The organism is Pseudomonas sp. D3-27, assembly GCF_051132165.1.
Lineage (GTDB): Bacteria > Pseudomonadota > Gammaproteobacteria > Pseudomonadales > Pseudomonadaceae > Aquipseudomonas.
Genome location: NZ_CP071667.1, coordinates 3,959,337 through 3,982,339, shown reverse-complemented (window position 1 = coordinate 3,982,339; position 23,003 = coordinate 3,959,337). Strand labels below are relative to the sequence as shown.

Annotated in this window: 22 protein-coding genes, 4 tRNA genes and 1 pseudogene; 20 read left to right on the top strand and 7 right to left on the bottom strand. The window is 61.4% G+C overall.

The window, feature by feature from the left end:
- The first annotated feature begins 91 nt into the window (after positions 1–91).
- The 8 genes from J3P92_RS17990 to J3P92_RS17955 all read left to right on the top strand — a co-directional run bounded on the left by J3P92_RS17990 (position 92) and on the right by J3P92_RS17955 (position 6,273).
- Complete coding sequence (locus J3P92_RS17990; protein ID WP_434648579.1) at positions 92–1,117, top strand: NAD(P)H-dependent glycerol-3-phosphate dehydrogenase; 1,026 nt, start codon at positions 92–94, stop codon at positions 1,115–1,117.
- Between the two features lie 28 nt (positions 1,118–1,145).
- Positions 1,146–1,493 (top strand): DUF4389 domain-containing protein, encoded by a 348-nt coding sequence (locus J3P92_RS17985; RefSeq protein WP_434648577.1) that lies wholly within the window; start codon positions 1,146–1,148, stop codon positions 1,491–1,493.
- Complete coding sequence (locus tag J3P92_RS17980; protein ID WP_434648576.1) at positions 1,490–1,942, top strand: SixA phosphatase family protein; 453 nt, start codon at positions 1,490–1,492, stop codon at positions 1,940–1,942. Before J3P92_RS17985 ends, J3P92_RS17980 begins: the two co-directional genes overlap by 4 nt.
- Before the next feature lie 46 nt (positions 1,943–1,988).
- Positions 1,989–2,432, top strand: coding sequence for a hotdog fold thioesterase (locus J3P92_RS17975; protein WP_420766914.1), 444 nt, complete (start codon positions 1,989–1,991; stop codon positions 2,430–2,432).
- Positions 2,433–2,583: 151 nt separating this feature from the next.
- On the top strand, positions 2,584–3,378 hold the full coding sequence (locus J3P92_RS17970) for an alpha/beta fold hydrolase (RefSeq protein WP_434560052.1): 795 nt from the start codon (positions 2,584–2,586) through the stop codon (positions 3,376–3,378).
- Positions 3,375–4,226: an alpha/beta hydrolase gene (locus tag J3P92_RS17965; RefSeq protein WP_434607149.1), complete on the top strand. Its 852-nt coding sequence runs from the start codon at positions 3,375–3,377 to the stop codon at positions 4,224–4,226. Before J3P92_RS17970 ends, J3P92_RS17965 begins: the two co-directional genes overlap by 4 nt.
- Before the next feature lie 129 nt (positions 4,227–4,355).
- On the top strand, positions 4,356–5,174 hold the full coding sequence (locus J3P92_RS17960; RefSeq protein ID WP_434648574.1) for a DUF4892 domain-containing protein: 819 nt from the start codon (positions 4,356–4,358) through the stop codon (positions 5,172–5,174).
- A gap of 61 nt (positions 5,175–5,235) precedes the next feature.
- Positions 5,236–6,273: an AI-2E family transporter gene (locus J3P92_RS17955; protein ID WP_420766910.1), complete on the top strand. Its 1,038-nt coding sequence runs from the start codon at positions 5,236–5,238 to the stop codon at positions 6,271–6,273.
- Between the two features lie 9 nt (positions 6,274–6,282).
- Here the strand turns inward: J3P92_RS17955 and J3P92_RS17950 are convergent, their stop codons facing one another.
- Complete coding sequence (locus J3P92_RS17950; RefSeq protein ID WP_434560046.1) at positions 6,283–7,323, bottom strand: sensor histidine kinase; 1,041 nt, start codon at positions 7,321–7,323, stop codon at positions 6,283–6,285.
- Positions 7,323–8,081: a response regulator gene (locus J3P92_RS17945; protein WP_434648572.1), complete on the bottom strand. Its 759-nt coding sequence runs from the start codon at positions 8,079–8,081 to the stop codon at positions 7,323–7,325. The genes J3P92_RS17950 and J3P92_RS17945 overlap by 1 nt, the downstream gene beginning before the upstream one ends.
- Positions 8,082–8,355: 274 nt before the next feature.
- On the opposite strand from J3P92_RS17945, the gene pyrF reads away from it, so the two are divergent.
- Positions 8,356–9,054 carry an orotidine-5'-phosphate decarboxylase gene (pyrF, locus tag J3P92_RS17940; RefSeq protein ID WP_420766907.1) on the top strand — a complete coding sequence of 233 codons (699 nt, stop codon included), beginning with the start codon at positions 8,356–8,358 and terminating at the stop codon, positions 9,052–9,054.
- A 76-nt stretch (positions 9,055–9,130) separates the two neighbouring features.
- On the opposite strand, the gene J3P92_RS17935 is transcribed toward pyrF, so the two are convergent.
- Positions 9,131–10,135, bottom strand: coding sequence for an NADP-dependent oxidoreductase (locus tag J3P92_RS17935; RefSeq protein WP_420766906.1), 1,005 nt, complete (start codon positions 10,133–10,135; stop codon positions 9,131–9,133).
- 226 nt (positions 10,136–10,361) lie between these two features.
- On the opposite strand from J3P92_RS17935, the gene J3P92_RS17930 reads away from it, so the two are divergent.
- The 4 genes and pseudogenes from J3P92_RS17930 (at position 10,362) to J3P92_RS17915 (ending at position 14,807) form a co-directional block, all read left to right on the top strand.
- Entirely contained in the window at positions 10,362–11,123 is a 762-nt protein-coding gene (locus J3P92_RS17930; RefSeq protein WP_420766905.1) for an SDR family oxidoreductase, read from the top strand.
- A 208-nt stretch (positions 11,124–11,331) separates the two neighbouring features.
- Entirely contained in the window at positions 11,332–12,729 is a 1,398-nt protein-coding gene (locus tag J3P92_RS17925) for a PLP-dependent aminotransferase family protein (protein ID WP_434648569.1), read from the top strand.
- Between the two features lie 110 nt (positions 12,730–12,839).
- Positions 12,840–13,898: pseudogene (locus J3P92_RS17920) on the top strand (HAMP domain-containing protein); the annotation flags it as partial.
- Complete coding sequence (locus J3P92_RS17915; RefSeq protein WP_434651150.1) at positions 13,899–14,807, top strand: methyl-accepting chemotaxis protein; 909 nt, start codon at positions 13,899–13,901, stop codon at positions 14,805–14,807. It begins immediately after the preceding pseudogene.
- A 164-nt stretch (positions 14,808–14,971) separates the two neighbouring features.
- On the opposite strand, the gene J3P92_RS17910 is transcribed toward J3P92_RS17915, so the two are convergent.
- Positions 14,972–15,730 carry a hypothetical protein gene (locus tag J3P92_RS17910; protein WP_434560042.1) on the bottom strand — a complete coding sequence of 253 codons (759 nt, stop codon included), beginning with the start codon at positions 15,728–15,730 and terminating at the stop codon, positions 14,972–14,974.
- A gap of 371 nt (positions 15,731–16,101) precedes the next feature.
- Between J3P92_RS17910 and J3P92_RS17905 the strand changes: the two genes are divergently transcribed.
- The 4 genes from J3P92_RS17905 to J3P92_RS17890 all read left to right on the top strand — a co-directional run bounded on the left by J3P92_RS17905 (position 16,102) and on the right by J3P92_RS17890 (position 16,515).
- Positions 16,102–16,177, top strand: a tRNA-Glu gene (locus J3P92_RS17905).
- Positions 16,178–16,179: 2 nt separating this feature from the next.
- Positions 16,180–16,255: transfer RNA gene (locus tag J3P92_RS17900), tRNA-Gly, on the top strand.
- Positions 16,256–16,360: 105 nt separating this feature from the next.
- Positions 16,361–16,436, top strand: a tRNA-Glu gene (locus J3P92_RS17895).
- Positions 16,437–16,439: 3 nt separating this feature from the next.
- Positions 16,440–16,515, top strand: a tRNA-Gly gene (locus J3P92_RS17890).
- Between the two features lie 179 nt (positions 16,516–16,694).
- Here J3P92_RS17890 and J3P92_RS17885 read toward each other — a convergent pair.
- Positions 16,695–17,102: a PA2817 family protein gene (locus J3P92_RS17885; protein WP_420766902.1), complete on the bottom strand. Its 408-nt coding sequence runs from the start codon at positions 17,100–17,102 to the stop codon at positions 16,695–16,697.
- 77 nt (positions 17,103–17,179) lie between these two features.
- Positions 17,180–19,627 carry an acyl-CoA dehydrogenase gene (locus J3P92_RS17880; RefSeq protein WP_434648566.1) on the bottom strand — a complete coding sequence of 816 codons (2,448 nt, stop codon included), beginning with the start codon at positions 19,625–19,627 and terminating at the stop codon, positions 17,180–17,182.
- Between the two features lie 303 nt (positions 19,628–19,930).
- Between J3P92_RS17880 and J3P92_RS17875 the strand changes: the two genes are divergently transcribed.
- The 3 genes from J3P92_RS17875 to J3P92_RS17865 all read left to right on the top strand — a co-directional run bounded on the left by J3P92_RS17875 (position 19,931) and on the right by J3P92_RS17865 (position 22,398).
- Positions 19,931–20,554, top strand: a complete 624-nt coding sequence (locus tag J3P92_RS17875) for a glutathione S-transferase family protein (RefSeq protein ID WP_434648563.1) — start codon at positions 19,931–19,933, stop codon at positions 20,552–20,554.
- A gap of 135 nt (positions 20,555–20,689) precedes the next feature.
- Positions 20,690–21,622: an ABC transporter ATP-binding protein gene (locus tag J3P92_RS17870; protein ID WP_420766899.1), complete on the top strand. Its 933-nt coding sequence runs from the start codon at positions 20,690–20,692 to the stop codon at positions 21,620–21,622.
- The gene (locus J3P92_RS17865; protein ID WP_420766898.1) at positions 21,619–22,398 is read left to right on the top strand and encodes an ABC transporter permease; all 780 of its coding nucleotides are present in this window, start codon (positions 21,619–21,621) and stop codon (positions 22,396–22,398) included. Before J3P92_RS17870 ends, J3P92_RS17865 begins: the two co-directional genes overlap by 4 nt.
- A 57-nt stretch (positions 22,399–22,455) precedes the next feature.
- Here J3P92_RS17865 and J3P92_RS17860 read toward each other — a convergent pair whose 3' ends face one another.
- Positions 22,456–22,971, bottom strand: coding sequence for a DUF2062 domain-containing protein (locus J3P92_RS17860; protein WP_420766897.1), 516 nt, complete (start codon positions 22,969–22,971; stop codon positions 22,456–22,458).
- Positions 22,972–23,003: the final 32 nt, after the last annotated feature.

Below are 23,003 nucleotides of genomic sequence, written 5' to 3'. Positions count from 1 at the left end.
GCGATGGGTAATTGCGGACGGGGCTGGTCGCGCTCTGGCTGCTCCGTATAATGCCCGGCATTGCCACTTGGTATGGAAGAGCGGATTGCATATGACTGAACAGCGCCCGATTGCGGTCCTGGGAGGCGGGAGTTTCGGCACCGCCGTGGCTAACCTGCTGGCGGAGAATGGCCACGCGGTGCGCCAGTGGATGCGTGACCCGGAGCAGGCCGAGGCCATCCGGGTCAACCGGGAAAATCCGCGTTATCTCAAAGGCATCAAGGTCCGCCCTGAAGTCGAGCCGGTGACCGATTTGCAGGCCACGCTCCAAAATAGCGATCTGTTTTTTGTCGCCTTGCCCTCTAGCGCCCTGCGTTCGGTGCTGGCACCGCACGCCGAGCGCTTGAGCGGCAAATTGCTGGTGAGCCTGACCAAAGGCATCGAGGCGCAAACGTTCAAGCTGATGAGCGAGATTCTTGCGGACATCGCCCCCAAGGCGCGAATCGGCGTGATATCCGGGCCTAACCTGGCGCGGGAGATTGCCGAACACGCCCTGACCGCCACCGTCGTCGCCAGCGAAGATGAAGAGCTGTGCCAGCAGGTCCAGGCCGCGCTGCATGGCCGCACCTTCCGGGTCTATGCCAGCGCGGATCGTTTCGGCGTGGAGCTGGGCGGTGCGCTGAAGAACGTCTATGCGATCATCGCCGGCATGGCGGTCGCCCTGGGCATGGGCGAGAACACCAAGAGCATGCTGATCACTCGGGCGCTGGCGGAAATGACCCGTTTCGCCGTGAGCCAGGGCGCCAACCCGATGACCTTCCTCGGCCTGGCCGGCGTGGGCGATCTGATCGTCACCTGTTCCTCGCCCAAGAGCCGCAACTATCAGGTCGGTTTCGCACTCGGCCAAGGCCTGAGCCTGGACGAGGCCGTCTCGCGCCTGGGCGAAGTGGCCGAAGGGGTCAACACCCTCAAGGTGCTCAAGGCCAAGTCCCAGGAAGCCGGCGTGTACATGCCGCTGGTCGCCGGTCTGCATGCGATCCTGTTCGAAGGGCGCACGCTGGAGCAGGTGATCGAACTGTTGATGCGTGGCGAACCCAAGACCGACGTCGATTTTATTTCCACCAGCGGTTTCAACTGATTCCGTTGACCGCAAGCAGGAGCGAACCATGAACGATCCGAAAGGGCAGCCGCAATACGAATCCATCCTGCCGCGAGTGCTGTGGATGGTGATTTACCTGCTGGTCTGGCAGGTGGCGCAATTGATCCTCGGCGCCGTGGTGCTGGTGCAGTTGGTCTACCGGCTGATCTACGGCGCACCGAGTGCCAGCCTGATGAATTTTGGCGACAGCCTGAGCCAGTTCCTGGCGCAGATCGGTCGCTTCGGCACTTTCCATAGCGACCAGAAGCCTTGGCCATTCGCCGACTGGCCAACCCCACGCACACCGGAAGGTGAAACGCCCCACACCGTTGCACCGGCACCGCATCCCGCCCGGGACGAGGAGCCGAAGCTATGAAATTGTGGGTGTTGCGTCATGGCGAGGCCGAGCCCCACGGTGTTCGTCCCGACCTTGAACGGGTGCTGACCATCCATGGCCGCGAGGAAGTCTTGCTCAGCGCCGGTCGGTTGATGGGCGAGCCCTTGCGGGCCATTTTTGCCAGCCCCTATGTACGTGCCCAACAGACCGCGCAATTGGTTCGCGAGGCGCTGGGGTTCGAGCCGGAGTTGGTCACGGTTGATTGGCTCACGCCGGAAACCCGTCCGGCCGAGGTATTGAAACACCTGGATGATCAAGACAACGTGCTGCTGGTCAGCCATAACCCACTGGTGGGCAGCTTGCTGGGGCTTTTGCAGCACGGTCATTTGCAGCAACCGGAACAAGTATCGACGGCAGGCCTGGCCGAGCTGGAGGGCGACCTGCCGCTGGCCGGTTCGATGAAACTCAAGAGCCTCAGGCACCCCTGAGAACAACCGTCCCAAGACAAAACAAAAACACAAAGGAAGGGCAGCGATGAGTCTGTGGCGCACCACCCCCAACATTGAACAACTGAACGCGGCCGGTAAGAACACCATCAGCGAAGTGCTGGACATCCGTTTCGAATCTTTCGACGACGAATCCCTGACCGCGAGCATGGTGGTCGATCATCGTACCCATCAACCGTTCGGCCTGTTGCACGGCGGCGCGTCCGTGGTGCTGGCCGAGACAGTCGGCTCCATGGCGGCCTATCTGTGCGTCGACACGAGCAAGTTCTACTGCGTCGGCCTGGAAATCAACGCCAACCACTTGCGTGGCGTGCGCAGCGGGCGAGTAACCGCGACGGCCCGGATGGTTCACCTGGGCCGCACCACCCAGGTCTGGGACATCCGCCTGGTCAATGATGACGGCAAGGTCAACTGCGTATCGCGCCTGACCATGGCGGTAGTTCCATTGGGTGAACAGCCGCCGGCGCGCTAAGAGACGTTACAAGCTAAGCAGTCCCGCTTTTACTTGTAGCTTGCAGCTCGAGGCTCAATGTTGCTGTCATCATTCCTGTCAGTTCCGGTCATTGCCGCACCATCAGGTTCTGCGCAAAATCGGTCGCAGTTCTCGCAATGGATCGGCCAATATGTCGCAACAGGTGTTTTTCGCCCACGCCAATGGTTTCCCCTCCGCCACCTACGGTAAGTTGTTTGCCGCGCTGGCGCCGCAGTACGAGGTTTCCCACCTCGAACTGCACGGCCATGACCCGCGATTCCCAGTCGACGACAATTGGAACAATCTGGTGGACGAACTGATTCACCACCTTGAGCGGCAATCGCAGCCGGTGTGGGGCGTCGGGCATTCTCTGGGCGGCGTACTGCATTTGCATGCGGCGTTGCGCTGCCCGCAGTTGTATCGTGGTGTGGTCATGCTCGATTCCCCGGTCCTGACCCGCGCCGACCGCTGGCTGATTCTTGCCGCCAAGCGCCTGGGCTTCATCGATCGCTTGACGCCGGCCGGGCGAACCCTGGGGCGGCGGGAAGAATTCAACGACCTGGCGTCGGCGCGAGAATATTTTGCCGGCAAGACGTTGTTTCGCGGTTTCGACCCGGAGTGCTTCGAAGCGTACCTGCAACATGGCTTGCAACCGGTTGGTGATCGGTTGCGGCTGCGCTTCGACCCGGCCACGGAAATCAGCATCTACCGAGGCGTGCCGCACACCAGCCCCGGGAGGGCTCGAAAGCTCGACATCCCGTTGGCGGTAGTGCGGGGCCGACAGAGTCGGGTGGTGATGCGTCATCACGCCCGATCCGTGAGCCGCATGCCCTTGGGCGAATCCTTGACCATGCCGGGTGGTCACATGTTTCCACTCGAATATCCCCAGGACACGGCCAACTTGCTCAAGGGCCTGCTGCAGCGCTGGCAGGGTCGTAGCCCATGAGCGTCGTCGAAGAAATTCGCCTGAGCCTGCCCCACATCGAGTTGGCGGCCCATTTGTTCGGGCCGGAAGATGGCCGGCCGGTGATTGCCCTGCATGGCTGGCTGGACAACGCTAACAGCTTCGCCCGGCTGGCGCCTATGCTCCAGGGCGTACGGGTGATTGCCTTGGACATGGCCGGTCACGGACATTCCGGGCACCGTCCGCCCGGCGCCGGCTATGCCCTGTGGGATTATGCCCACGATGTGCTGCAAGTCGCCGAGCAACTGGGCTTGAAGCGTTTCGGGCTGCTGGGGCATTCCATGGGGGCCATTGTCTCGCTGGTCCTGGCCGGTGCCTTGCCGGAGCGGATCAGTCATCTGGCCTTGATCGATGGGGTGATTCCTCCTACAGCGAAAGGCGACAATGCGGCCGAGCGCATGGGCATGGCCCTGCAAGCGCAACTGGATTTGCAGCAAAAACGCAAACCCGTCTACAAAACCCTCGACCGGGCCATCGAAGCGCGTATGAAGGGACTGGTGGCAGTCAGTCGCGAAGCCGCCGAGCTACTGGCCCAGCGCGGCTTGATGCCGGTGCCGGGAGGGTTCACCTGGCGCACCGACAATCGCCTGACCTTGCCCTCGCCGCTGCGCCTGACCGACGAACAGGCCATGGCCTTCGTCGCGCGGGTCGCTTGCCCCGCGCACTTGGTGGTCGCGGCCGACGGCATGCTTGCCCAGCACCCCGAATTGCTGGAGCGTCTACCCTTCAGTCATGAACAGTTACCTGGCGGCCATCATCTGCACCTGAACGACGAGGTCGGTGCCGCTCTTGTAGCAGACTGTTTCAATCGGTTCTTCAGCGTTTCTTGACTTGCGCCGGGCAAGTGTCGAGGCTGGGCGGGTTGAAAGGGAGCCAACCATGACAGATATCCATTCACTTGCCTTGCTGTGCATTGATGAACGCCTCTGCGTCGCGCGGACCCAGGCCAAGCCGATCCAATGAAACTATCCATTCGTTCATTCGTCCTGCTGGCACTGGCCGGTTTCAGCCCGCTATCCCTGGCTGCCGATGTACCCGGCAGCCAGGATCTGGAACGCGTGCCGCGCATGCCGGACGCGCAAATCGTCGATTATCGGCAAGCCAGCGACCTTGAGCGTATCTACCCCATGGGGTCGATTCGCAAGATCAGCGGCCAACTGCGTTTCGACGGGCAGGTCGATGCCCGTGGCAACGCCACCTCGGTGACCTACGAACTGCCGCCGGAACATACCGCCACACAAGCGTTCACCGCCGCCCGCGAAGCCTTGCAGAAACAGGGCGCGGAGCTGCTGTTCTGGTGCCAGGCCCGCGATTGTGGCGAAAGCAGCCTGTGGGCCAACGAAGTGTTCGGCAATGCCAAGCTCTATGGCGCCGACAATGGCCAGGCCTACCTGTTGCTGCGCCTGGCGCCGCCGGCGGACAACACGCTGATCGCGCTGTATGCCATCACCCGTGGCAACCGCAAGGCCTACCTGCATGTCGAGCAGTTCGAAGCGAGCGCGCCCCTGGGGGATGTGCTGCCGACTTCTGCCACGTTGTTGCGCCAGCTCAAGGACACCGGCGTGCTGGACTTGCCGCGTCTTGCCGGCGAACCGGAGGAAGCCTGGCTACGCCTGTTGTCTCGGGCCTTGAACCTGGACACCGGCCTTCGGGTCAGCGTCGCCGGCCCACACGCCGAGGCGTGGCGCCAGGCGCTGGTCGAGCAGGGCGTCCGGGCGGCAAGAATGGAAGCGGCCGGCGGTAACACGGCGGGCTTGCACCTGGAGCTGTTGCGATAAGCTGACGTGGCAAACGCGCGTGTCGTCCTAGCCCGGCCTTGTTCATTTCTCGAGACCTTACATGCTCAATAACGATCGGCTGTTGGTGCAAATACTGCTCCTGGTGTTGTTCGGGGCCAGCCTCTGGGTGATGGCTCCGTTCTGGTCGGCGCTGTTCTGGGGGGCTGTGCTCGCTTTTGCCAGTTGGCCACTGATGCGCCTGCTGACCCGTTGGGTCAACGGTCGCGAATCCTTGGCGGCGGCCTTGCTGACGGTCGGCTGGATGTTGCTGGTGGCGGTGCCGCTGGTGTGGCTGGGCTTCAATCTCGCCGATCATGTGCGCGATGCCACGGCCTTTGTCAGGGATGTGCAGGTCGATGGCCTGCCCGAAGCACCCGACTGGCTCGCCGGCGTACCGCTGGTGGGCGGGCGCCTGGTAACGCTCTGGAACAGCATCGACCAGCAGGGCGCGGCGATGATGGTGTCCATCAAGCCCTACCTGGGACGTGTCGGCAACTGGTTGCTGGCCCGTAGCGCACAGATCGGCGGCGGAATCCTCGAACTGACCCTGAGCATCGTGTTCGTGTTCTTTTTCTACCGGGACGGCCCGCGATTGGCGGCGTTTGTCCAGGGGCTGCTGGAGCGGCTGATCGGTGATCGTGCCGGGTACTATGTCGAATTGGTGGCCGGCACGGTGCAGCGAGTGGTCAACGGGGTGATCGGTACCGCCGCGGCTCAGGCGGTACTGGCGCTGATCGGCTTTTTGATCGCCGGGGTGCCGGGTGCGCTGGTACTGGGTATCGTCACCTTCCTGCTCAGCCTGATTCCCATGGGGCCGCCGCTGGTCTGGATACCCGCCACGGCCTGGCTGGCGTGGAAGGGCGAGTATGGGATGGCGGTGTTCCTGGGTATCTGGGGCACGTTCATCATCAGTGGCGTGGACAACGTGCTCAAGCCCTACCTGATCAGTCGTGGTGGAAACCTGCCGTTGGTGATCGTGTTGCTCGGGGTGTTCGGTGGCTTGATCGCGTTCGGTTTCATCGGGTTGTTCATCGGCCCGACCCTGCTGGCGGTGGCGTACAGCTTGCTGACGGATTGGAGCAAGAGCCAGGCGCGGTAACGCAGCGGTTCAGGCCACACGGGGCACGCGAATCACCGCCGTCAACCCGCCGCCGGGTGTTTCTTCCAGGCTCAAGTGCCCGCCCAGGCGTTCGGCAGCCTCCCGGGCAATGGTCATGCCCAGGCCGACGCCTCCCGAGTTGCGGTTGCGCGAACCCTCCAGGCGAAAGAATGGCTCGAATACCGCTTCGCGCTTGTCCGCCGCAATGCCAGGGCCGTGGTCAATCACCCGGATCAGCAATTGGTGCTGCTGATCGTCCAGCACGATCGATGCGTCGCCAGCGTAGCGCACGGCATTGTCGATGAGGTTGTTGATGCATGAACGCAGTGCCATCGGTTGCACCCGCAAGGGCGCGCAGGTACCGCTGGCATGCACATTGGCGCCGTGGTCCTGGGCGTTTTCGCTTAATGATTCAACCAGCGCCTGCACGTCCATCCATTGCAACGCTTCGCTGGTGCGTTGTTCGTGGAGATAGGTCAGGGTCGCGTCGAGCATGCCGATCATATCGTCCAGGTCTTGACGCATCTGATCCTGCAGCCGGGGGTCGTTGATCTGCTCCAGGCGCAGCTTGAGTCGCGCAAGTGGGGTGCGCAGATCATGGGATACCGCGCCAAGCATGCGCGAGCGTTGCTGCACCTGCTCGCGGATCCGTTGTTGCATCAGGTTGAACGTATGGGCGGCTTGGCGGGCCTCCCGCGGACCGTTCTCCTCCAATGGCGGGCTATGGAGGTCCTCGCTCAGCCGTTGGGCGGCGTCGCTCAGTCGCTGGATGGGCCGAGTCAACAGCTTGGCGCCGTACCAGGCCGCAACGATCAGGAACACAAATTGAAACGTCAGGGGCACCACAGGCCCGCCAAACCGGGGGCGTGGGCCGGGTGGCGGGCCGGAGTGCGAGGGACCTGCGGTTTGATGGGAAAATTCCGGGGGCGGCCCGGGAGGTGGCTTGTCGTAATGAAAAAACCAGGCGAAGGCCAGCAGGTGCGCCAGCACGATCGCCACCAGCAGCACGCCGAACAGGCGGCCAAACAGGGAATCGAAGCGCAGGCGCATCAACCGATATCCCGCGCATCGAACAGGTAGCCTTCACCGCGCACGGTCTTGATCAACTGCGGAGCCTTCGGATCGTCCCCCAGTTTCTGGCGCAAGCGCGAGACCAGCAGATCGATACTGCGGTCGAAGGCCTCGATCGAGCGACCGCGCGCGGCGTCCAGCAATTGTTCACGGCTGAGCACTCGGCGTGGTCGCTCGATGAACACCCACAACAGGCGGAATTCTGCGTTGGAGAGGGGCACTACCAGCCCGTTGGCGGAAACCAGTTGGCGCAGCACGCTGTTGAGCCGCCAGCTATCGAAGCGAATGTTGGCGCGCTGCTCGCTGCGATCGTCGCGCACCCGGCGCAGGATGGTCTGGATTCGCGCCACCAGCTCCCGGGGTTCAAAAGGTTTGGCCATGTAATCATCCGCGCCCAACTCCAGGCCGATGATGCGGTCGGTGGGTTCGCAGCGGGCCGTCAGCATCAGGATTGGAATATTCGACTCGGCGCGCAGCCAGCGGCACAGTTGCAAGCCGTCTTCGCCCGGCAGCATCAGGTCCAGCACGATCACGTCGAAGTGTTCGGCCTGCATCGCCTGGCGCATGGCCGCGCCATCGGTTACGCCACTGGCGCGAATGCCGAAGCGGCCCAGGTAGTCGATCAGCAGCTCGCGGATCGGTACGTCGTCATCGACGATCAGCGCGCGGGTGCTCCAGCGCCTGTCGTCGTCGGACACTTTCTGATCGCCAGAATTTGCTTCAGGGGTGTACTGCATGAGATGCATCATCTGCCATTGGGGCTGCCAACCGAAAGAAGGCGGCGGGGGGGGGGGAAGCATAAGCTTCGCGGCGGTGGGCCGTGAAGCGTTGAAAGAGCGGCGTTCGGCGGCTGAGGGTAGCGTCCCGTCGTGTTATGCGCATGTCATGAATGTATCGGCGTTGACACACATGACGGTAGGGCCGATCAATGATTTGCCGATCATCGGGTCCCGCTAGGGCGCTGGTTCCGCTACAATGCGCGCCGATTTCGACTTGCCTGAGAGCTCATCCATGTCCGCCTGCCAGACGCCTATCATCGTCGCCCTGGATTTTCCTACCCGTGACGCCGCCCTGAAGCTGGCCGACCAGTTGGACCCCAAGCTCTGCCGGGTCAAGGTCGGCAAGGAGCTGTTCACCAGCTGCGCGTCGGAAATCGTCGGAACCCTGCGGGACAAGGGTTTCGAAGTGTTCCTGGACCTCAAGTTCCACGATATCCCCAATACCACCGCCATGGCCGTCAAGGCCGCTGCGGAAATGGGCGTGTGGATGGTCAATGTGCATTGCTCCGGTGGCCTGCGCATGATGGCTGCCTGTCGTGAAGTGCTGGACCAGCGCAACGGCCCCAAGCCGTTGCTGATCGGCGTGACCGTGCTGACCAGCATGGAGCGTGAAGACCTGGCGGGCATCGGCCTGGACATCGAGCCCCAGGAGCAAGTGCTGCGCCTGGCGGCGCTGGCACAAAAGGCGGGAATGGACGGCCTGGTTTGCTCGGCCTTAGAGGCCAACGCCCTGAAAACGGCCCACCCCTCGCTGCAACTGGTGACCCCGGGCATTCGCCCGGCGGGCAGTGCCCAGGACGACCAGCGCCGCATCCTGACCCCGCGCCAGGCACTGGACGCTGGCTCCGACTACCTGGTGATCGGCCGGCCGATCAGCCAGGCAGCCGATCCGGCCAAGGCGCTGGCGGCGGTAGTGGCGGAGCTGGCCTGACCCAACTACGCGGGCCCCTGTGGGAGCGAGCTTGCCCCCACAGTTGTTTTGCGTCGGCCACTCACAGTGATGTGCCTCAGACCTTCAACACCAACTTCCCAAAATTCTCACCACTGAACAATTTGGTCAGCGTCTCGGGGAATGTCTCCAGCCCTTCGACGATGTCTTCCTTGCTCTTGAGCTGCCCCTTGGCCATCCAGCCGGCCATTTCCTGCCCGGCGGCGGCGAACTGCGAGGCATAGTCCATGACCACGAACCCTTCCATCCGCGCGCGGTTGACCAACAGCGACAGGTAATTGGCCGGGCCCTTGACCGCTTCTTTGTTGTTGTATTGGCTGATGGCGCCGCAGATCACCACGCGGGCCTTGAGGTTCAAACGGCTGAGCACCGCATCGAGAATGTCGCCGCCAACGTTATCGAAATACACATCCACGCCTTTGGGGCATTCGCGCTTCAGGCCGGCGTGAACGTCTTCACTCTTGTAATCGATGGCACCGTCGAAGCCCAGCTCATCGATCAGGAATTTGCATTTGTCAGCGCCGCCAGCGATGCCGACCACCCGACAGCCTTTGATCTTGGCAATTTGCCCGGCAATGCTGCCTACCGCCCCGGCGGCACCGGACAGGACCACGGTTTCGCCGGCCTTCGGTGCGCCGACATCCAACAGAGCGAAATAGGCGGTCATGCCCGTCATGCCCAGCGCTGACAGATAACGTGGCAGCGGCGCCAGTTTCGGATCGACTTTGTAGAAGCCTCGCGGCTCGCCGAGGAAATAATCCTGCACACCCAAGGCACCGTTCACGTAGTCGCCTACCGCGTATCCGGGGTTATTCGAGGCGACGACCTGGCCTACGCCCAAGGCGCGCATGACCTCACCAATGCCGACCGGCGGGATGTACGATTTTCCCTCATTCATCCAGCCACGCATGGCCGGGTCCAGGGACAGGTACTCGTTCTTGACCAGGATCTGGCCGGGTGCCGGCTCGCCGACCGGGACTTGTTGATAAGTGAACGTCTCACGGGTAGCGGCGCCCACCGGGCGTTTGGCGAGCAGGAACTGGCGGTTGGTCAGGGCGGTCATGACAGGCACTCAAGATGAATGAAGCCTTGTTGATAGACGCTTGGAGCCTTCGCTGCAAGGTTTGCCGATACAGCGAATGCACATCGATCCAACCCAGTGATAATCCGCCGGGTATCGTTATCACTGGCGTTCATGCGACGCCAACCGGCGGTTGGATAGTGCTGCCGCACCGAAGCGATGGATGGCTATATTGCAGCGACAACGGTAATTCTTCGAGGCATTGACGATGAGCATGACGTTTTCCGGACAGGTTGCCGTGGTGACGGGCGGCGCGGCGGGCATTGGTCGCGCCACGGCCCAGGCGTTCGCAGCACAGCACCTGAAGGTAGTCGTCGCCGACCTGGACGTCGCGGGTGGCGAAGGCACGGTGCAGTTGATTCGCGATGCGGGTGGCGAGGCTGTGTTCGTGCGCTGCGACGTGACACTGGACAGCGACGTGCAAAATCTCATGAATGAAGTCATCGGCGCCTACGGTCGCCTCGATTACGCATTCAATAACGCGGGCATCGAAATCGAGAAGGGCAAACTGGCTGACGGGACGCTGGATGAGTTCGACGCGATCATGGGCGTCAACGTTAAAGGCGTCTGGTTGTGCATGAAATACCAACTGCCCTTGCTGCTTGCCCAGGGCGGCGGCGCGATCGTCAATACGGCCTCGGTGGCCGGGCTTGGGGCGGCGCCAAAGATGAGCATCTACGCGGCGTCCAAGCATGCGGTGATCGGCTTGACCAAGTCTGCGGCGATTGAATATGCCAAGAAGAAAATCCGCGTTAATGCGGTGTGCCCGGCGGTGATCGATACAGACATGTTTCGTCGGGCCTATGAGGCGGACCCGAGAAAAGGCGAATACGCCAACTCGATGCATCCGGTGGGCAGAATCGGCAAGGTCGAGGAAATCGCCAGCGCCGTGTTGTATTTATGCTGCGACGGCGCGGCATTCACCACGGGCCAGGCGTTGGCGGTGGATGGGGGGGCTACGGCAATCTGATACCGACAAGCGCTTTTCTCGCTGCAGGACAAAGCCCGCACTGGTTGCGGGTTTTTCTTTGGAGGGCAAAGGTTCCCCTGATGGGTTTGCCATTGTATTTCAAGAAATGAGAATCAGCCGTTTTTGCGTGTTCTCTTACATCGCCCAGCATCGCCCTGTGCTTAACTGTTTGTGGAAATAAAACAAACGCTTAGGAGCTTGGTTACTCATGGAGTTGAGAATCGACCGGCAGGCCCTGGTGCCCGTCGTGCAGCAAATTGTCGATGCGTTGGCCTGCTGGATTCGACAGGGCGCGGTGGAGCCGGGGACTCGCCTGCCATCGATCCGCCAGCTGGCACGGGAGAACCTGCTGAGTCAGGCGAGCGTCCATGAAGCCTGCCAGCGTTTGGTCGCCCAGGGCTTGCTGGCGTCGCGCCACGGTTCGAGTTTTGTCGTGGCTCCGGCCGCTTGCGCAACGGAAGAAGCCTTGGCCCATGGCTGGCTGCAAGGTGTATTGGCCGATCATGACGCCCCGGCAGGCGTTATGTATCAAGCGCTGAAGCTGGGCGGCGGCGGGCTGCCTGAAAGCTGGCGCGAAAGTGATGACCTGGGGTATGCGATACGTCAGGTGACTCGCACCGACATGGCGGGGTTGTTCAACTACAGCACGCCACTGGGACTGCCAGCCCTGCGTGAGCAGCTGTCCAGGAGATTGAAACAGTTCGATATCGATGCCGATGAAAAACGCATCCTGACCACCCTGGGCGCTACTCACGGGCTCGACCTGATTGTGCGCACGCTTCTGCGACCGGGATGCTGCGTGGTGGTGGAGAGCCCCGGTTACTCGAAGCTGTTCGACCTGCTCAGGCTGCACAAGATAGACATGATCGAGCTGCCCAAGACACCCCGGGGCCCGGACGTCGACGCCCTTCAACGCCTGCTGGCGGTTCATCGACCCAGCGCTATTTTCGTCAACAGCGCCTGCCACAACCCAACCGGCAGCAGCCTGGCGCCGGCGGTGGCCCAGCGTCTGCTGCAACTGGCGCAAGAGCACGCGATGCTGGTCATCGAAGATGATGTCTACGCCGATTTCCAGGGGCCAACGCGGGCCCGATTGGCGGCGCTGGATACCGACGTGGTCTACCTGGGCAGCTTCTCCAAGACCTTGAGCAGCTCTTTACGCGTCGGGTTCATGGTGGCGGCGCCCTCCGTCATCGCGCGTCTGGGCGAGATCAAGGAGATCACTTGCCGGGGCGGTTCCCGATTCGCCGAGTCCGTGCTGGCCAGCCTCCTGGCCAATGGCGCCTATCGCAAGCTGGTCCAGCGCCAGCGCCAGCGCCTCAATGCCGACATGGCGGTGGCGTTGCAGCTTTTGGAGGATGCCGACTGGAAAGTATTCGGCAAACCGGCGGGAGGCCTGTTCATCTGGGCACGTCCGCCGCTGTGTGACTATGCTGAGGTACAGCGTCTGGCCAGGCGGTGCGGCATTCAGTTGTCATCCCGCACGGCGTTCAGCCCATCGGGTGCCGAGACGGATTGGCTGCGGGTCAACGTCGCCTATGCGCGGGATCCCAGGGCCTTGGCTTTCTTCCGGGCCACGGCTCTGGATCGACCTCAAATGTCCTGAAAACGACGCGGCTGTAGCTTTTTGCCATTATTCCGACGCCAGCATCTTGTGTTGCGGGGCGTCTCGTTGCGAATCTGCAATCAACACACACCGGCAGAGGACTGGGCACAATGATTTCGGCCGTGCAAGGACGTTTTGCCAACCTGGGTATGGCAAAGAAATTGGGTATCGGCTTTGTCCTGGTGCTGCTGCTTACCGCAGTAGTGGCGGCCATTGGCGTCTGGTCCCTGCAAACCATCAGCCATCGCTTCGACGGCTTGAAGCAGATGTCATCCCTCAACAGCCAGTTGCTCAAGGTCCGGCTGCTGGAGCAGGAATTTGCCTTGCGTTCAGACCCCAAGTCCGCCGATGCCCTGCGACAGGGGGTCGATGGCTTGTTGGCCCTGGCGAACGACCTCAGGGCACGGTCAGACGGCAATGCGGCGGTGATGAATGAGGTGGAGCAGGCGCTGACGGCGTATCGCAAGGCCTTCGATGAGTTCGTCGGGCTGAGCCAGAGCAAGGACCTGGCGCTGGAAATGGCCAGCTGGTCGGTGTCCAGTGTCGCCAACAACCTGGATGTATTGCAGGCCGGACTCGCCGATGATGGCGCCTATACCTTGAAGGATTCCGAGGGCAAGGAGGGTGCAGAGTTCATCGAGCAGGCCAACCAGGTCAGCGAAGTGTCGCGACTTATGCTGCAGTCGATGAACGAAGCGCGCGTTCGGTTGGACCAAAGCCGTAAAGGCAGTGATGAGGCTGCCGGGCAGGGCAATATCGAACAGGCCGAGCAGGCCATGAAGTTGGCGGAAGCGCTCAAGGGCGCGGTCAAGGACCCGGGTTACCAGACCGTACTCAACGAGGTCGCCGGGCACATCGGCGGGTTCAATCAGCAACTGGCGGAATACACCGCGCTGCTGGCTAAGGAAAAAATCGTCTACCAGCAATTGCATGAGCGGGCCGATCAGGTGATGGCGCGGGTCGACCAGGCCTACAGCGCCGAAGACAGTGCCATGCAGGCGGAACTTAAGAAAAATTCGTTGATGATCATCGGCTCGTCGGCTTTGGCGCTGCTGGTTGGATTGATCGCGGCCTGGGTGATTACCCGGTTGATCGTCGCCCCGCTGCGCAGTGTGATCCGTGTCGCCCAGCGGATCGCCGCCGGGGACCTGAGCGCCAAGGTCGAAGTGATGCGCCGGGATGAGATTGGCCAGCTGATGTTGGCGATGCAACAGATGGGTGCCGGCTTGAGCAGTATCGTCAGCGGTTTGCAGGCTGGCATCGACCAACTGGCCAACTCCGCCCAGTCGCTGTCGTCCGTCACTGAGCAGACCAACCTGGAAGTCAGCAGCCAGAAGGAAGAAACCGAGCAAGTGGCCACGGCGATGAACCAGATGACTGCCACGGTTCACGATGTAGCCCGCAATGCGGAGGAGGCGGCGCAAGCGGCCCAGACGGCTGATGATAAAGTCGAAAGCGGCCAGCAGGTCGTGCGCCAGAGCATGGTCCGTATCGAGCAACTGGCTGACTCGGCGACCATGGCGAGCACCAGCATCGAAAGCCTGAGCGCCGAGATACAAAACATCGGCACCGTGCTGAGCGTGATCAAGAGTGTCGCCGAGCAAACCAATCTGTTGGCGCTCAACGCAGCTATCGAGGCGGCGCGGGCTGGCGAACAGGGCAGGGGGTTCGCGGTGGTGGCCGATGAAGTGCGGGCCCTGGCCAGGCGCACGCAACAGTCCACCGAGGAAATCGAGCGCCTGGTCAGCGCGCTACGCTCTGCTGCTCAAGCGTCCGTACAGCAAATCCAGAGCAGTGGCGAGCTGGTAAAAATGGCGGTCAGCGATGCATTGCAGACCGAAAGCGCGCTAGGCAGCATCGCGGCGGCGGTGTCGTTGATCCAGCAAATGAACCAGCAGATCGCAGCGGCCGCCGAACAACAAAGCTCCGTGGCCGAAGAAATCAACCGCAGCGTCACCAGCATCCGCGCCAGCGCCGATCAATCATCCGTGGCCATGCAGGGTAATGCTGCCTCCAGCGTTGAACTGGCGCAGTTGGGCGTTGAGTTGAAAGGAATGGTGGGGCATTTCAAGTTGTGAGTTGGGGAGCTGTTGCTGCCACTATCGCCAGCAAGCTGGCCCCCACGTGGGATGTCCGGTGAACACAAGGTTCATGTCGCCGCAAATCCTGTAGGAGCGGGCTTGTCCGCGAAGAGGCCAGCACGTTCCAACCTTCTCACCCCATCCCGCTCCGCACCCCAACCTCAGTCGTAGACCTTCTTTTTCTTCCACTCGTCGTTCGCTTCGTCTTCCTTCAACCCCTCGGTCAACTGGTTCACCTCACCCTCCACAGGCTGAGTGCTCGCCAGGACCTGGGCATTGGCCCGAGCCAGAAGCTTTTCCAGATAAGCCAGCTGTTCGGCATAGACCTGCGGTTCCTGCTGCTTGCGCAAATACTGGACACCACGCTCGAACGCCAGGCGAGCCTGCCCGGGCTGTTCCTGCTGCAGAGCCTGCTGGCCGAGGTTGTTGAAGAATTCGATGTGCAGCAGCACCAGAATGTGCCGGACCTCGCGAACCCAGCGCTTGGCCTCGTTGGGGGGCAGGAAACCGTCCTGGGCCGCGCGGGTGATCTGGCCGTGCAAGGCCTCGAGCAGGAACCGAACATCCTTGGCCTTCGCTTCGGTCTGGATCGGCGCCGGCGGGTTGTTGACCGGAATCGATTCACCCTGGGCGGCCAGTGCAGTCAGTTCGTCCAGGCGTGCCTTGACCTGAGCGTTGGACTTGTCGAGATTCAGCAGGCGCTGGCAGACGTTCAGCTCAAGACGCGTGATCAACAGCTTCAGGGCAGGGGTCATCAACTGGCCGGGGAAGGTTTCGGTGAGCTCGCCACAACGACGCAGGCGGTCGTTGAGCTCGACCTTGGTGCGGGCCTTTTCCAGCTTGTTGTTTTCCACCACATGGTTCATGTAGCCAATGGCGATCAACAGTGCGATCCCGGCTACGACGAGCAGGGTGATCATGAGTGGTGTCACCGGTAAGACCTCTTTAATGGGGAACGCATGTCATGAGTGTAGTGGCTTGGCTTTTAAGCGCATAGGCCCGAGCGACGCGATTAGACGGGCGTCGTGCTGTTTATAGGGCTTACAGCGGAGTAGATGCACATTGCCACTATTTGCCTGGTGCGACTATAGCGCCTTGGCGGGTGACAGAATATAGGCGTCAGAGACCGGGCGGACAAAATTCGCGAAGCCGCTTCAAAGCGGGGGAAGTCATTGATTTAAATAAATTTATATCTGGGGGTTGACGACCCTCCAATCCATCCATAGAATGCGCGCCACTTACAGCGTAAAGCACCTAGCCAAACGCGATAAGCAGTGAATGTTGTACGTGTGTCCCCTTCGTCTAGTGGCCTAGGACACCGCCCTTTCACGGCGGTAACAGGGGTTCGAGTCCCCTAGGGGACGCCAATGCGGGAATAGCTCAGTTGGTAGAGCACGACCTTGCCAAGGTCGGGGTCGCGAGTTCGAGTCTCGTTTCCCGCTCCAATTTTAAACAGCGTTGCTTTCGGGCAGGGCTGAGTGAAGCCAGAGCCGACATCTTCGGATGCGGATTTGGGCACTGGAATACACACCATGTGTTCCAGTTAGTGTGTCCCCTTCGTCTAGTGGCCTAGGACACCGCCCTTTCACGGCGGTAACAGGGGTTCGAGTCCCCTAGGGGACGCCATTTGCGGGAATAGCTCAGTTGGTAGAGCACGACCTTGCCAAGGTCGGGGTCGCGAGTTCGAGTCTCGTTTCCCGCTCCAAATTCAAGAAAACGCCGCTCATTCGAGCGGCGTTTTTTTATGCGCCTAAAAAAGTCTCCTAGCCCTCCAGGCGGTCGCGAGCCGCGATGATTCAGCGATCGGGCTGGGTTGCGCTGCTCCACAGCAAAGAAAAAGCCCGCAAGGTGTAAGCCGTGCGGGCCTTCTTTTACTGGCTGCGATCAGTGTTTGCTGTCCTGGTCCGACATCGCCAGCAGTTGTTTTTCCTGGTTCCAATCGAAGGGCTCGTCGTTCTGCTCAGCTTCGAACCGACGTTCCTCCAAGGCCTGGTACAGGTTGATTTCTTCGTCGGGCATGTAGTGAAGGCAATCGCCGCCGAAGTACCACAGCAGGTCGCGAGGCACCAAGTGGGCAATCTGCGGATATCGGACGATCACTTGGCACAAGAGGTCCTGGCCCAGGTATTGGCTTTCGATCGGATCGACCGGCAACTGCGCGCGCAAATCATCAAAGCGTTCCAGAAACAGCGCATGGCTTTCTTCGGGCACCTGTTCGGCCTCACCCACGGCGACCAGGATGCTGCGCAAGTGGTCAAGCAAGACGAGGTGATCGGCAACGACGTTGGACACGAGATAAGTCCTCAAGAGCAAAACGGGCGCAGGAGTATAAAGCGCCTGCGCCCGCTTTTACATGCTGGTCGTCCGGATCAACGGACTTTGTCCTCAGTGAGCGTCAGCGCTTGCGGGTCGAAGTCGTCCACGTCGATGACCTTGCGGCGTGCCGTTTCAGCGGCTCGCAGGGTCTGCGCTTCAGTTGCATTCAGCACGCCCGCTTCGAGCGCTGCATCGATAAGGGGCTCTCCAGGTGCCGGGTCGAGCTGACCCTGCTTCAATGCCACGTGCAATTTCTTGTGCAGCGGATGGGCGGTGGCCAGCAGGTCGGCGGCGTATTGCAGCGCACCGACAGGATCATCTTGTGACTGTGGGCGATAGCAGCCTTGAAGCAACTCCTCCAAAGTCGGATCGCCCTTGGCGCGACCGATAACCGCTGCCACCTCGGCATCGAGCCGGTCGCTCGGACCTTTATGACGCCGGCCGAAAGGAAACACCACCACACGCAACAGGCAGCCCAGCAGCCGGCTTGGGAAGTTGGCCAGCAGCTCGTCCAACGCCCGCTCCGACTGACCCAGGCTTTCTTCCATGGCCCACTGGAACAGTGGCGCCATATGGTCCGGCGAATCGAGATCGTGGTAGCGCTTGAGTGCAGCCGAGGCCAGGTAAAGGTTGCTCAACACATCACCCAATCGGGCAGACAAGCGCTCGCGGCGCTTGAGCTCACCACCCAGCAACATCATGCTCAGGTCCGCCAGCAAGGCAAATGCCGCCGCTTGCCGGTTGAGGGCGCGGAAACAGCCTTGGCTCAAGGCGTTGCCTGGCACGTTATCGAAATGCCCCAGGCCGAGATTCAGCACCAAGGTACTGGCGGCATTGCTGACCGCAAAACCGATGTGCTTGAGCAGCAGTGCGTCGAATTCGAGCAATGCCTGGTCTTTGTCCTCGCGGGTGGCCAGGGCCATTTCCTTGAGCACGAACGGATGGCAGCGGATGGCACCCTGGCCGAAGATCATCAGGTTGCGCGACAGGATATTCGCGCCTTCGACCGTGATGAAAATCGGCGCGCCTTGCCAACTGCGTCCCAGGTAGTTGTTAGGACCCATGATGATGCCTTTGCCGCCGTGAACGTCCATGGCGTGGCTGATGCATTCGCGGCCACGTTCGGTCAGGTGGTACTTGAGGATCGCCGACAGCACCGAAGGTTTTTCGCCGAGGTCCACCGCGTTGGCCGTCAGCATGCGCGCGGCGTCCATCAGCCAGGCGTTGCCACCGATGCGCGCCATGGCTTCCTGGATGCCTTCGAAGGCCGACAACGGCACGTTGAATTGTTCACGCACCTGGGTGTACTGGCCGGTGACCAGGCTGGTGAACTTCGCCGCGCCGGTACCGACCGCGGGCAATGAAATCGAGCGCCCGACCGACAGGCAGTTCATCAGCATCATCCAGCCCTTGCCGAGCATGGCCTGGCCGCCGATCAGAAAGTCCAGCGGGATGAAGACATCCTTGCCCCAGTTCGGCCCGTTCATGAAGGCGGCGCCGAGGGGCAGATGGCGACGGCCGATCTGAACGCCGGGCGTGTCGGTGGGGATCAGCGCCAGGCTGATTCCCAGGTCTTCTTCGTCGCCCAGCAAGTGGTCCGGGTCATAGGCCTTGAAGGCCAGGCCGAGGAGAGTGGCGACCGGGCCTAGGGTGATGTAGCGCTTTTCCCAGTTCAGGCGCAGGCCAAGGGTTTCCTCGCCTTGCCACTCGCCTTTGCAGATGATCCCGGTGTCGGGCATCGCCCCGGCGTCGGACCCGGCCAGTGGGCCGGTCAGCGCGAAGCAGGGGATGTCGTCGCCACGGGCCAGTCGCGGCAGGTAATGGTTGCGTTGTTCGTCGGTGCCGTAATGCAGCAACAGTTCCGCGGGGCCGAGGGAATTGGGGACCATGACGGTGGAAGCCAGGTCGCCGCTGCGGGTGGCGAGCTTCATTGCCACCTGGGAGTGGGCATAGGCGGAGAACCCCTTGCCACCGTATTCCTTGGGAATGATCAGGGCGAAAAAACCATGCTCCTTGATGTGTGCCCACGCTTCGGGCGGCAGGTCCATCGCCTGGCCGATCTGCCAGTCGCTGACCATCGCACAAAGCGCTTCGGTAGGGCCGTCGAGGAACGCCTGCTCCTCGTCGGTCAGACGAACCTTGGGGTAAGCCAGCAGCGTGTCCCAGTCTGGCCGCCCACTGAAAAGCTCGCCATCCCACCATACCGTGCCAGCGTCGATGGCGTCGCGCTCGGTCTGGGACATGGGCGGCAGGGTTTTCTGGAACCAGTCGAACATCGGCGCGCTGAAGTATTTGCGGCGCAGGTCCGGTAGCAGCAGCGGTGCCGCGATGGCGGCGAGCACCAGCCAGAGAACGAGCATCAGCCAGCCGGGTGCATGGCTGGCGATGCCCATCACCAGCAGGTAGACGGCGACGATGCCTAGCGCCGGTAGCGGGGCGGTGCGACGATGCGCCAGCCAGGCTACCCCGACGACCAGAACCAGTATCCACAACAACAGCATAAGTGATCCTCCGTGAACCAAGGCAAAACCGACCTTCAGAGCTTAGACGGCCCCTGCAAAACCGGCAGTCGGCGCGATGTGATTGATTTCGTGGGAAACCCTCGACGTATCGCGCCAGTCTGGTTGGCAACAACCGTGGGAAATCGTTCGTTGCCAGCGTGAGAAAGCGCCATTGTTTGGCGCAAATGCCGTGTCGGCCCCGGCTGGGTCGACAGCGCGCGTCGGCTCCGTGGCGGGTAATGATTTGAGCCGTTCCTCATCCGGCGTATGCTGCTGCGGCATTTATCCTTTGAGGAAGCCGAGATGCTGAAGATTTGGGGCCGGAAGAACTCATCGAATGTTCGAAAGGCGTTGTGGTGTGCCGAGGAACTGGGACTGGCCTACGAGGCCATCGATGCCGGCGGGGCCTTCGGTGTGGTGGACACGCCGCAGTACCGCGCCAAGAACCCCAACGGTCGGGTTCCGATGCTGGAAGACGAAGGCTTCGTGCTCTGGGAGTCGAATACCATCGTTCGCTACCTGGCCGCTCGTCATGCATCGGGTTCGGCTTGGTACCCCGACGATGTCCAGGCCCGGGCCAAGGCAGAGAAGTGGATGGACTGGACCACGTCCAGCTTCGCGGCCCCGTTTCGCACGATATTCTGGGGCGTCCTGCGCACCCCGCCCGAGCAGCAGGACTGGGTTGCCATCAAGGCGGCGATCAAGGAGTGCGACGACCTGCTGGCGATGGTCGACCAGGCCCTGGCCGAACAGCCTTACCTTGGCGGTGAGGAAATCGGCATGGGCGACATTCCCCTCGGCAGTTTCATTTATGCCTGGTTCGAGATGCCCATCGAGCGCGCCGCGCTGCCGAACCTCCAAGCCTGGTATGCACGGCTCAGGCAGCGTCCGGCCTATCAGAAAGCTGTCATGACCGCGTTGACTTAATAGTTACTATCGACACACTTCACTGTACTTGTGCGGCGACGCCACGCACCATTGCCTTCGTGCGCCATGGTTGCATTGCTCGCCGTGCGCCCTTATCTAGTGTTCTTCTTCCCCCTTCTTGGTGCGTAATCCGATATGAGTTCCGCTCTGTCCATACGGCAGTTAACCAAAACCTACGGCAACGGTTTCCAGGCCCTGAGTGGTATCGATCTGGACGTCGCCGAAGGTGATTTCTTCGCCTTGCTTGGCCCGAACGGGGCAGGCAAATCCACGACCATCGGCATTCTTTCCACTCTGGTGAACAAGACCGGCGGCACGGTCAATGTCTTCGGCCACGATCTGGACCGCGCGCCCGCCGCGCTCAAGCGCTGCATCGGCGTGGTGCCTCAGGAATTCAATTTCAACCAGTTCGAAAAGACCTTCGACATCGTCGTGACCCAGGCCGGCTACTACGGCATCCCGCCGAAGATTGCCAACGAGCGCGCCGAACAGTACCTGACCCAACTGGGCTTGTGGGACAAGCGCGACGTGCCGTCCCGTTCGTTGTCCGGTGGCATGAAGCGACGTTTGATGATTGCGCGCGCGCTGGTGCATGAACCGCGCCTGCTGATCCTCGATGAACCGACCGCGGGGGTGGACATCGAGCTGCGCCGTTCGATGTGGACCTTCCTGACCGAGCTGAACCAGAAAGGCATCACCATTATCCTCACGACGCATTATCTGGAAGAAGCCGAGCAGCTGTGCCGCAATATCGGCATCATCGACCACGGCACTATCGTCGAGAACACCAGCATGCGGCAGTTGCTGAGCCAATTGCACGTGGAAACCTTTTTGCTGGATCTCAAGCATGACTTGAGCGTCACCCCTCAGCTCGTAGGCTATCCGGCCCGGCTGCTGGACGGCCACACCCTGGAAGTCCAGGTCGACAAATCCGTCGGCATTACCGGGCTGTTCACCCAGCTGGCCCTGCAAAACATCGAAGTGCTGAGCCTGCGCAACAAGACCAATCGCCTTGAGGAGTTGTTCGTGTCCCTGGTGGAAAAAAACCTGGCGAAGGTGGCGGTATGAGTTCGGAACTGCGCCCCAACCTGATCGCCCTCAATACGATCGTTTATCGCGAAGTCCGACGCTTCATGCGGATCTGGCCGCAGACTTTGCTGCCCCCGGCCATCACGATGGTTTTGTACTTTGTGATCTTCGGTAACCTGATCGGCCGGCAGATCGGCGACATGGGCGGCTTTACGTACATGGACTACATCGTGCCGGGGCTGATCATGATGTCGGTGATCACCAACTCCTACGGCAACGTTGTGTCGAGTTTCTTCGGCAGCAAATTCCAGCGTTCGATCGAAGAATTGATGGTCTCACCGGTTTCGCCCCATACGATCCTGATCGGGTTTGCCTTGGGCGGTGTGTTGCGAGGATTGGCGGTGGGCCTGATCGTGACCCTGCTGTCGCTGTTCTTCACCGACCTGCAGGTGCATCACCTGGGCGTGACGATCCTGGTAGTGGTGCTGACGGCTACGATCTTTTCGCTGCTGGGTTTCATCAATGCCGTGTTTGCGCGCAACTTCGACGACATCTCCATCATCCCGACCTTCGTACTCACGCCGCTGACCTACCTGGGTGGGGTGTTCTATTCGATCTCCTTGCTGCCCCCGTTCTGGCAGACCGTATCGCTGGCCAACCCGGTGTTGCATATGGTCAACGCGTTTCGCTACGGGATCCTTGGGGTGTCGGACATTCGCATCAGTATCGCGATCACCTTCATGCTGGTGGCGACCGTGGTGCTTTACGTGGGGTGCGCGCGGTTGCTGGTGAGTGGGCGGGGAATGCGTACCTGAGATTGTCTTGGGTTCTTCGTTTTTTTGGGGTGCGTGAATACACATACCCCAAAATCATCACATCCGACTCCGCTTGCGCCGCCTCCATTGTCTGGTAACCCACCAGCGCCAGTACGCCATCGTCACGAAGTATGCCAGCGCCCCAAGCACCAACCCAGTCACCACCGAACCCAACAGAAACGGCTGCCACAACGTCGCCAGCTGGTGGGTGATCCACTCCCAGGTCAATTCGTCCGGCAACGTCCGGGCTGGCACATCCATCAGCCAGGCGCCGGTTTGATAAGTGCAGAAGAACACCGCCGGCATGGTGATGGGGTTGGTCAGCCAGACCAGGCTCACGGCAATCGGAATGTTGCCGCGAACCGTGATGGCCAGCGCCGCGGCCAGCAGCATTTGCAGGGGAATGGGCAAGAAAGCGGCGAACAGGCCGACGGCCATCGCCCGGGCGACCGAATGGCGATTGAGGTGCCAAAGGTTGGGGTCGTGCAGCAGCGTACCGAGAAAGCGTAAGGATTTGTGTTCCCGAATGCTCGCTGGGTCAGGCATGTAACGTTTGAATAGGCGCCGGGGCATAAGGCTTCTCGGTCGGATCACAGCAGTCAGGC